The following is a 9,302-nucleotide window of genomic DNA, read 5'->3' on the forward strand; positions in this document are numbered from 1 at the left end:
GGTCGATCAGAACCATGACGACCTCGTCTACCTCGGGAGCGGAAACACAGTGCGCATCAGTTGCCGATCAGCGGTGCCTGCCACGGGCATGGAGATCGCGTCCGCGGTCCAGCAGCTGCTCGACCGGCGCGGCTCCATGGCGCACGCCCCGGTGAGCCTGACCATCCCCGACAACGTGGCCGTGGGCATCGCCGGCGGCTACGTGAGCGCCACCGAGTCCGGGCAGCTCATGGAGCGCTTCTTCCGCGGTGGCGACGTCGACAGCACCGAGATGCTCGAGGCCATCCGGTTCGAGCAGGGCTACGCCTCCCCCGAGGGGCACGCGGCGCTGTACTGCCTGTCGGGCTGGGTCGCCGCACAGGTGCACAAGGGCGGCGGCGCCTGACCCTCAGGTACGGGCGACCCCGAGCAGCGTGACGTCGTCGGTGCTCGGCGGGTTCAGCACGCCCAGCACGGCGTCCAGCAGCTGCTCCGGGTCGACCGGCCCCGTGCTGACGGCGCTCTGCAGCGCGTCCAGCCCTGGGGCGAGTCCGGCGGCGGACCGCTCCACCAGGCCGTCGCTGAACAGCAGCAGGCGGTCGTCGCCGGCCAGCGTCAGCCGGGTCTCGGTGTAGGAGGGCGCGTCCAGCATGCCGAGGGCGGGGCCGCGCCCTGCCATCACGTACTCGGCCCCGCCCGAACCGGCATGCAGCACCGGCAGGTGCCCGGCACTGGCGACCACGACGTCGCCGCTGTCGGGATCCAGCTCGGCCACCACGACCGTCGCCATCTCGCCCGGCAGCAGCGCGCCGATCACCTCGTTGAGGCCGTCCAGCGCCGCGGCCGGACCGGCGGCGCGCAGCAGATGGGCCCGCAGCGCGTGCCGCAGCTGGGCGGTCACCGCGGCAGCGGCGAGACCGTGGCCGGCGACGTCGCCCAGCACGATCGACACCCGACCGCTCGGCAGCGGCACCAGGTCGTACCAGTCACCGCCGACGACGTCCTCCTCGCTGGGCCGGTAGCGGGCGGCCAGCGCGACGCCGGGAACCTTGGGCAGCTCCTCCAGCAGCAGGGTGCGCTGCAGGACGCCGGCCAGCCGGTTGTCCTCCGAGGCCCGGCTCAGCGTGGCGGCGGTGAGGTGCTCGGCGAGCGCGCGAGCCGCAGCCACCTCGTGCTCGCGCCAGGGCCGCGACGTCTCGCGGACCGTCTCGCTCCAGGCGTCGAACGACCGGCGCGGGCTCAGCCGCGGGCCGTCGTCGGTCTGCGCCGTCTTCGACTGGTAGGGGTTCCCGCCCCAGGTGACCTCGCGCAGCGTCTCCGGCCGGAACCAGGCGAGGAAGTCCTCGGCACCGAGGGGGACGGCGAGCACGCCGCTGGCCGTCTCCGCGAGGTCGGAGACCCCGGGGACGACGGTGGAGGCAGCGTCGGTCGCGCCGATGCCGGCGTCCAGCAGGTCGCGCACGAGCGGAGCCACCCGCTCGGCGGGCGGCGTGCTGCCGAGCAGCCGCAGCTGACCGTCGAGGCGGACGGCGGCACCGGCGGCGGGCAGCAGGTCCAAGACGGTCAGGTCCCGCTCGGTGAGCGCCGCACCGAGGGCGCGCGGGGTGCGCCCGACGGCGGAGGTCAGCTCGGCGGTGCGGCGGGCCACCTCGACCACGCCGTCGGTCTCGCCCGCGGCCACCTTGGTGTGCAGCAGCAGCGAGGCGGTGCGGCCCAGGAATTCGGCGGCCGCGCGGTCGGGGTAGGACGGCCGGTGCGGACCGGCGTAGTGGTGGCAGGAGATGAGGCCCCACAGCTTTCCCCGGTCGAGAAGCGACACCGACATCGACGAGACCACGCCCATGTTGGCCAGGTACTCCAGGTGCACCGGCGAGACGCTGCGCAACATCGAGCCGGAGAGGTCCAGCGGCCGGCCGGTCAGCGGGTTGCCCGGCGGGTCGAGCGGTACCCGGGAGTAGCCGGCGTCGGGGATGATCCGCATCCAGTTGGTCGTGTACAGGGCGCGGGCCTGGGCGGGGATGTCACTGGCCGGGTAGCGCAGTCCGAGGAAGGGCTCGAGGTCCTCGCGCCGGTCCTCGGCGATCACCTCGCCGTTCCACCCCTCGTCGAAGCGGTAGACCATCACCCGGTCGAAACCGGTGAGGGTGCGCACGTCGCGGGCGAGCACCTCGCCGAGCTCGTCGAGCGTGGCGCTCGCGGAGAGGCGCTGCAGCACGTTCGGCAGCCGTCGGTGCCAGGCGGCACCGGCCTGCTCGGCACCGGCGACCGGCTCCCACTCGGTGATCAGCAGCCCGTCGGCGCGGTGCAGGACGACGTCGACGTCGGCCCCGGCCACCCGGACGCGGAGCGGGTTGACCTCCGTGAGGTCACCGGCGAGCGCCTCGCGCAGGCGGGCGGCGTCGTCATCGGCCAGGTACTGGTCCAGGGTCCCGCCGGTCCGGCCGAGCACCGCTTCCGCGTTGGCCGAGGCGACGACGACGGCGAGGTCGGGCTCGGTGACCGCCAGCAGCACGCCGTGGGGCTGGACGGCGCCGGGAACGGCGATGGGCTCGTCGGCGCAGCGGAGCAGCGCGTCCTCGTCGACGTGGGGGGCGATCACGCCGCGACGTTACGTGCCGGCGTCCTTGCGGGCGACGGCCGTGCCGATCTCCGAGACCGCGGCGACCACGGGCACCGCGCTGCCCAGATCGAGCAGGTCGATGGGCAGACGCACCGGCCGGTTGCTGTGCGGCGCCAGGACGTGCAGCTCGACGCCGGACTCGCGTGCCCGGCGGGCCAGGCGCATGAGCGTGCGGGCACCGGAGGAGTCGAGGAACTTGGTGGGGCTCAGGTCGATGACGATGCCCTCCGGTGAGGACTGCATCAGCGCGGCGGCGGCGGTCTCCAGCTGCGCGGCTGTGGCCAGATCGAGCTCACCCCGTACGGTGAGGGCCGCGCGTCCGGCGACCGTCGTACGTCCGATGTCGAACAGCACCGTGTCGCCTCCCTCACCATCGCCGCCGCCGGTGGAACGAGCGTAGGCCACGCGAATCCGAGGAGGTGCGCCGCGGTGAACATCGAGTTCAGCGTGCGGCTGCCGACCGACGCGCAGAGCGTGCCCCTCATGCGGGGGCTGCTGCGGCAGGCGCTCGAGCACCTCGGAGTGGCCGAGTCCGGCATCGAGGAGATCGTGCTGGCGCTGACCGAGGCGTGCGCGAACGTCGTCGACCACGCCGGCGAGGCCGAGGAGTACCAGGTCGACGTCTCGATCACCGACGCGCTGTGCCGGATCAGCGTGCTCGACGAGGGCCAGGGCTTCGAGTTCGACCAGGCCTCGCACGGCTCGACCCGCTCACCGCTGGAGGACCGCGGCCGCGGCCTGATCCTCATGCAGGCGCTGGTGGACCGGTTGCAGTTCGTGCAGGCCGAGGACGGTCGGCACCGCGTGACGCTGGAGAAGCGGCTCTCGCCGCAGCCCCGCCTGCGCCTGCTCGCCGACTGACCCGCGTCCGGGGCCGGCGCGGCCGTCGTCGACGATGAGCACGTGACCGACGAGACCTTCTCCGCCGAGGTGGACGCGGCGGTGGCCCGGCTGGCCGGCGTCGCCGAGCGGACGCCGCTGCAGCGCAATGCCCGGCTGTCGGCGCTGACCGGTGCCGACGTGTGGGTCAAGCGCGAGGACCTGCAGGTGGGTCGCTCGTACAAGATCCGCGGCGCGTACAACACCATCAGCCGCCTGTCCCCCGCCGAGCGCTCGGCCGGGGTCGTCTGTGCCAGTGCCGGCAACCACGGGCAGGGTGTGGCCTACGCGTGCCGGGCACTGCAGGTGCACGGCCACGTGTTCGTGCCGGGGACGACGCCGCGTCAGAAGCGCGAGCGGATCGCGGCGCTCGGCGGCGACATGGTGCAGCTGGTGATCGTCGGCGACTCCTACGACGAGGCGGCGGCCGCCGCCGCAGCGCACGCGGCGGGCACCGGGGCGACGCTGGTCCCGGCGTTCGACGCGATGTCCACCGTGACCGGTCAGGCGACCGTGGCGGTAGAGGTCCTCGAGCAGCTCGGGTCCGCGCCGGACGTCGTCGTCCTGCCCGTCGGGGGAGGTGGGTTGCTGGCCGGGTGTGCGACCTGGCTGCGGGAGCACTCTCCCGGCACCCGGCTGGTCGGCGTGGAGCCCGCGGGTGCGGCGAACATGGCGGCGGCGCTGGCCGCCGGGGAGCCGGTGGACCTGCCGGAGATGGACACCTTCGTCGACGGCGCCGCGGTGCGCCGGGCCGGAGCGGTCACCTATCCCCTGGTGCGGGACTCCGGTGCCGAGCTCGTCGCCGTGCCCGAGGGGCAGATCTGCACGGAGATGCTGGACCTGTACCAGGCCGACGGGGTCATCGCCGAGCCCGCCGGAGCGCTGGCGACGGCCGCCCTGAGCGGGGGGCTGGTCACCGTGGAGCCCCGGCAGACGGTGGTGTGCGTGCTGTCGGGCGGCAACAACGACGTCAGCCGGTACGCCGAGGTGATCGAGCGCTCGCTGGTGCACCGCGGGCTGAAGCACTACTTCCTGGTCGAGTTCCCGCAGGAGCCGGGCGCGCTGCGGCGGTTCCTCGACGAGGTGCTCGGTCCGGACGACGACATCGTGCTGTTCGAGTACATCAAGCGGGACAACCGCGAGACCGGGGCGGCGCTCACCGGCATCGAGCTGGGCCGGGCCGAGGGCCTGCCGGAGCTGCTGGCCCGCATCGAGGCCAGCCCGCTGCGCATCCAGCACGTGGCCCCCGGCTCGACGGCCTACCGCTTCCTGGTTTGAGTCACCCGCCGAGGGCGTCGACCATGGCCATGACGGTGCGCATCTGCGGGCCCAGCTTGTTCGCGTAGTCGACGTCGCCCGGGCCGAGGTAGCCCCACCAGTCCCAGCAGCCCTTGGGGTTGACGATGGCCGGGCCTGGGTCGGGGCGGGCCTGCGGGTAGAGGACGACGAAGCGGTTGGTGTCGGCGTAGGCGTTCAGGCCGGAGTTGCGGGCGAAGGTGTCACCGATCTGCTCCGCCGTCTGCTGGCAGCCGTGCAGCGCGAGGACGACGGCGCACTCCGTGCCCCGGGCGCAGGAGTCGGGCACGTACACGTAGCCGGTGCTGCCCATGCCGACGGCCGGCCCGCCGGTGCGGGTGACGTCGCCGTTGCCCGGCTGCGGCGCCACGGCGTAGCGGTCCTGGTCGAAGGTGCGCAGCGTGCCGCGCGGCGTGCCGGGGTTCGGCGCCTTGACCGAACCGAACATCGTGGCCAGCGAGTCGGCCTGCGCGTCGTAGGGGGAGCAGTCGTTGAGGTACGGCGGCGAGGTCTCGCCGCAGGCGACCGGGCCGAGCGGGCTGATCCAGCCGTGCCCGGCGGCCAGCTGGTCGCGGTAGGCCAGCGGCACGCCGTAGTGGCGGTAATACGCGGCCAGGTCGTCGGCGACCGGCCGCACGACGGTCGGGTCGAGCGTGCCGTGGAAGAGGTAGGTGCGGCTGTCGGCCAGATTGGCCAGCGGGTCGATCTTCCCCTCGCGCTCGTACCGCTCGGTGGTCTCGTAGAGCACCGGCATGGGCCGCGGCGTGGTGGAGGCGGCGCAGGACTGCAGGGCGACGGCGACGTCGTTCATCGCGCACCAGTACGGGCCGGCGCTGAAGACCGCTGCTCCGGCGATGCGCTCGGAGAAGGCCACCTGCAGCTGGGTGGCCATGTAGCCGCCGGAGGAGATGCCCGCGACGTAGTTCTCGCCGATGTCCAGCCGCGGCAGCCCGCCGTCCCCGGGCGCCGTGGTCGGCGTCGCCGCAGCCGTCGTGGTGGAGCCGGCGAACGCGAGGAGGCAGGCGGTGAGGACGGCGGCGAGGCGCCGTCCGGCGGTCGGGCGCATCGGTTCTCCCGTAGGCGTCGTCGAGCACAGGTTGTCCGGCCCGGACGGGCTGTCGTGGTCAACGACGCACGCACTGGCGAGTCACGCTCCGACGGGCAGCAGCCGGTAAGGCCGGCCGCCGAAGTCCCGGCCCTGGCCGGGCCGCGGCACCGACGCCGCGGGCCCGGGCGGGAGCCGACGGGCTCAGACGCGGCCGGTGCCGCCGCGTCGGTCCTTGTTCTTGTTGGTGAAGCTGGCGATCGCACTCTTGATCCGGCGCTGGTTCTCCGGCTTGCGAGCCTCGTCCGCCACCTGCTTGGCCACACCGGCCTTGGTGAGCTTGCTGAGCAGTCCCATGCTCGCCTCCTCGTATCGGGTTCGCTCTCCCTGCCCGTTCCGGGCAGGGGCCATCCGCCGGCGAGCCGACCGTCACGCGACCGTCATGCCGGACGTGGTCAGGCCGGTCGGACGGCGTCGTCGTCCGTGTCGGCGCCGCTGCCGGTGTCGCGGGCCAGCAGGTACGTCGCAACCCCGAGGACGACCCCCGCCACGGCGGACAGCGCGACGATGACCGCCGTGTCGATTTCCCCGAGGACGGCGGTCAGCAGGTCGCGCGACCGCGACGTCGGGTCGGCGAGGACGACGCCGACGAAGACGGCCACGAGCACCCCCGCAGCGGCGGCGAGCAGCTGGGAGAGCCGGCCGGTGAAACCGTGCCGCAGCCCACCGACCGGGCGGCCTTGACGATCCGCCCGGCGCGGAGGATGCGCAGGGCGCCGACGGTGCGCGCCAGCCGCAGCACCTGCACCGGGCCGAGCGCGAGCACCACGGCGACGACCACACCACGGTCAGGACGATCAGGCCGAGGTGCCCGCGGATCCAGGCGCGCTTGTTCTCGACGACGACGAGCAGGATGACCGTCTCGGCGACGAGCACGGCGCCGCTGACGATGTCGATGACGTGCCCGGCCGTGCCCAACGCCCCTTCGGCGACGGTGAGGAACATCGCCGGGATGGATGCGAGCGCGGCGACGAGGACGGGCAGGGCGAGCCGCTCCTGCCAGCACTCCTCCCTGGTCTTCACCGCGGTCAACGTAATCCCGGCCCGGGACGAGCACCCCTCGCGGACCGGCTGGCCCGCCGCGACAGCCGGTGCCGGGACCCGGGTGCCGAGACCCCGGTGCCGACTGTCGCCCTGCCTGAGGGTCAGCCGGTCGGGCCCGTGGCGTCGGGCCCGCCGGCGGCCTTGCTGTCCGCACCGCTCTCGGGGACGCGGGTGACGTCGTCGGACATCCCGCCGCCCTGCGCCGCGCGGGGCGTCGTCTCGGGAGCCGCGGTGACCTCACCGGGCTCGGAGGTCTCGCCGGGCAGGGTGTCGGGATCGTCGGGGCGCTCGTTGGCGCCGCCGTAGGGTCGGTTGGCCTGGGTCATGGCAGTCCTCCTCGCGGGTCCGTGGACCCGGGTTGTAGCCGCGAGAGCCGGGTCGAACCGTCCTGTCAGGCGAGCACCCGGATCGGGCTGCCCGCGACGAACGCGGCGACGTCCTCGACCGCCTCCCCGTAGAACACCTCGTACGTGCCGCGGGTGACGTAGCCCAGGTGCGGGGTGAGCACCGTGCGCGGCGCCGTCCGCAGCGGGTGGTCGGCCGGAAGCGGCTCCTCGTCGTAGACGTCGAGGGCAGCTCCGGCGATGCGGTCCTCGGTCAGGGCGTCGATCAGCGGCTGCTGCCGGACGATCGGTCCTCGGCTCGTGTTGACCAGCACCGCGGTGTGCTTCATGAGCGCGAGGTCGTCGGCGCCGATCAGACCACGCGTCCGCTCGGACAGCAGCAGGTGGATGGTGACGACGTCGGCGGTGGCGAACAGCTCCTCGCGCTCGACCCGCCGCACACCGACCTCGGCGGCGCGCTCGTCGGTGAGGTTCTGGCTCCAGGCGACGACGTCCATCCCGAACGCCTGGCCGATCGTCGCCACCCTGCTGCCGAGCCGGCCGAGCCCGACGACGCCGAGCCGCGCACCGGCGAGGTCCGTGCCGATGGTCTGCTGCCATCCACCGGCTCGCATGCCGGCGTCCTCGCGCGGGATGTGCCGGACCGCCGCGAGGATCAGTCCCCAGGTCAGCTCGACCGTGGCGGTCGCGCCGGAGCCGGTGCCGCAGACGGTGATGCCGCACTCCGCGGCGGCCTCGGTGTCGATGGACTTGTTCCGCATGCCGGTGGTGACCAGCAGCTTCAGGTTCGGCAGCCGCTGCAGCAGGCCGCGCCGGAACTCGGTGCGCTCCCGCATGGCGACGACGACGTCGAACTCCAGCAGCGCGGCGGCGACGGCGTCCTCGTCGCCCAGGTGCTGGGAGAACTCGACGACGTCGACCTCGCCGGGCACCTGCGACCAGTCGCAGAAGTCGGCGGCGACGGACTGGTAGTCGTCGAGGACGGCGATGCGGATCATGCGCAGGTCCTACCCGACGGTGACCGATCCCGTGCGGTTGGGGACGAGCTCCACCCAGGTGTTCCCGGGCGCGAGCAGGATCGGGGCGCCGTGGGCATCGGTGAGGACGACGCGGTCGCTCTCCGACGCCTTGGTCCAGTTCGCCTGCAGCGTGCGTCCGCCGCTGGCGACGAGCGCCTGCCCGCCTCCCACCATGTCGGTCTCCGGCACGGGGTTGCCGGCGGGGTCGGTGTAGCGGGTGTCGACCACGTCCACGCGGAGGACGACGACGTTCGTCGCGCTGAGCTGCTGGCCGTCGGCCTGGACGGCCGGCGCGTTGCCCTCGAAGCGCAGCCAGGCCTGCTTCGCGGGGTTCCAGCCCCACGTCGGCGTGCTCACCCCCGACAGCTTCAGCCTGAGGACGGAGGCCGGCGTGCCGGTGCCGAGGGCACTGGGCTGGTCGGCTGCGCTGGCCATGCGGAACTGCTCGATCGGGTCGGCCACGTGCGTGGCGTCGGCCTGGGCGAGGAAGTCGGCCGGGTTCGCGTAGAGGTTGTGCGGGGCGTAGCGGGTGGGGATCCGGTAGAAGCCACCGTCGCCGGCGTCGGGGCTGACCACCTGCAGTCCGGCGTCGGACACGGCGGCGACGAACGGCGGCTGCCCGCCGGCGAAGGCGAGGAGGCCACGCAGCGGGGCGGCGATGGGGGCGTCCATGGGGCGGACCGAGCGGATCGGGCCGATCTCCGGCGGCAGCGTGGAGTGGTAGACGGCGACGAAGCGGGTGATGCCACCCTCGACGACCTCCTCCCACACCATGTCGGCGGCGTCGAGCCCGGACTGCGGACGCGACTCGGGCGAGTTCTCGATCTTCACCGCGAGTGCGGGGCGCTCGACCGGATCGGTGGTCTCCACGCCGGTGAGCGGCCACGGGAAGGTCGGCGGCGGGCAGCCGCCGTTCGTCGCCGCCGTGTCCGACGCCGGACTGCAGGTGGTCAGCCATGGCCCTTATACCCACCTGACGATGCCGACGACAAGGACAGTTAACACAGCTGTGGGCA

At 73.5% G+C, this 9,302-nt stretch carries 11 protein-coding genes; 3 read left to right on the top strand and 8 right to left on the bottom strand.

Features of this window, described 5'->3' with window-relative positions; genetic code table 11:
- Nucleotides 1–88: 88 nt before the first annotated feature.
- Complete coding sequence (locus C5508_RS11360) at nucleotides 89–385, top strand: hypothetical protein (RefSeq protein ID WP_232797065.1); 297 nt, start codon at nucleotides 89–91, stop codon at nucleotides 383–385.
- Between the two features lie 3 nt (nucleotides 386–388).
- Here the strand turns inward: C5508_RS11360 and C5508_RS11365 are convergent, their stop codons facing one another.
- Nucleotides 389–2,578, bottom strand: coding sequence for a SpoIIE family protein phosphatase (locus tag C5508_RS11365; protein ID WP_104525058.1), 2,190 nt, complete (start codon nucleotides 2,576–2,578; stop codon nucleotides 389–391).
- A gap of 9 nt (nucleotides 2,579–2,587) precedes the next feature.
- The gene (locus C5508_RS11370) at nucleotides 2,588–2,953 is read right to left on the bottom strand and encodes an STAS domain-containing protein (protein WP_157944073.1); all 366 of its coding nucleotides are present in this window, start codon (nucleotides 2,951–2,953) and stop codon (nucleotides 2,588–2,590) included.
- 75 nt (nucleotides 2,954–3,028) lie between these two features.
- Here C5508_RS11370 and C5508_RS11375 point away from each other — a divergent pair, with 75 nt between their 5' ends.
- Complete coding sequence (locus tag C5508_RS11375; protein ID WP_157944074.1) at nucleotides 3,029–3,460, top strand: ATP-binding protein; 432 nt, start codon at nucleotides 3,029–3,031, stop codon at nucleotides 3,458–3,460.
- Nucleotides 3,461–3,502: 42 nt separating this feature from the next.
- Nucleotides 3,503–4,756 (top strand): threonine ammonia-lyase IlvA, encoded by a 1,254-nt coding sequence (gene ilvA / locus C5508_RS11380; protein ID WP_104525061.1) that lies wholly within the window; start codon nucleotides 3,503–3,505, stop codon nucleotides 4,754–4,756.
- Nucleotide 4,757: 1 nt separating this feature from the next.
- On the opposite strand, the gene C5508_RS11385 is transcribed toward ilvA, so the two are convergent.
- The 6 genes from C5508_RS11385 to C5508_RS11405 form a co-directional block, all read right to left on the bottom strand.
- The gene (locus C5508_RS11385; protein WP_104525062.1) at nucleotides 4,758–5,840 is read right to left on the bottom strand and encodes an extracellular catalytic domain type 2 short-chain-length polyhydroxyalkanoate depolymerase; all 1,083 of its coding nucleotides are present in this window, start codon (nucleotides 5,838–5,840) and stop codon (nucleotides 4,758–4,760) included.
- Between the two features lie 183 nt (nucleotides 5,841–6,023).
- Nucleotides 6,024–6,176 carry a hypothetical protein gene (locus C5508_RS19555; RefSeq protein WP_157944075.1) on the bottom strand — a complete coding sequence of 51 codons (153 nt, stop codon included), beginning with the start codon at nucleotides 6,174–6,176 and terminating at the stop codon, nucleotides 6,024–6,026.
- Nucleotides 6,177–6,274: 98 nt separating this feature from the next.
- Nucleotides 6,275–6,481: a hypothetical protein gene (locus C5508_RS19935; protein WP_198598032.1), complete on the bottom strand. Its 207-nt coding sequence runs from the start codon at nucleotides 6,479–6,481 to the stop codon at nucleotides 6,275–6,277.
- Nucleotides 6,482–7,024: 543 nt separating this feature from the next.
- On the bottom strand, nucleotides 7,025–7,249 hold the full coding sequence (locus C5508_RS11395; RefSeq protein ID WP_104525063.1) for a hypothetical protein: 225 nt from the start codon (nucleotides 7,247–7,249) through the stop codon (nucleotides 7,025–7,027).
- A gap of 65 nt (nucleotides 7,250–7,314) precedes the next feature.
- Nucleotides 7,315–8,265, bottom strand: a complete 951-nt coding sequence (locus C5508_RS11400; protein WP_198598033.1) for a D-2-hydroxyacid dehydrogenase family protein — start codon at nucleotides 8,263–8,265, stop codon at nucleotides 7,315–7,317.
- 9 nt (nucleotides 8,266–8,274) lie between these two features.
- Nucleotides 8,275–9,156: a DUF3048 domain-containing protein gene (locus C5508_RS11405; protein WP_232797066.1), complete on the bottom strand. Its 882-nt coding sequence runs from the start codon at nucleotides 9,154–9,156 to the stop codon at nucleotides 8,275–8,277.
- Nucleotides 9,157–9,302 lie beyond the last annotated feature (146 nt).

This window comes from Blastococcus atacamensis (genome assembly GCF_002938425.1).
Lineage (GTDB): Bacteria > Actinomycetota > Actinomycetes > Mycobacteriales > Geodermatophilaceae > Blastococcus > Blastococcus atacamensis.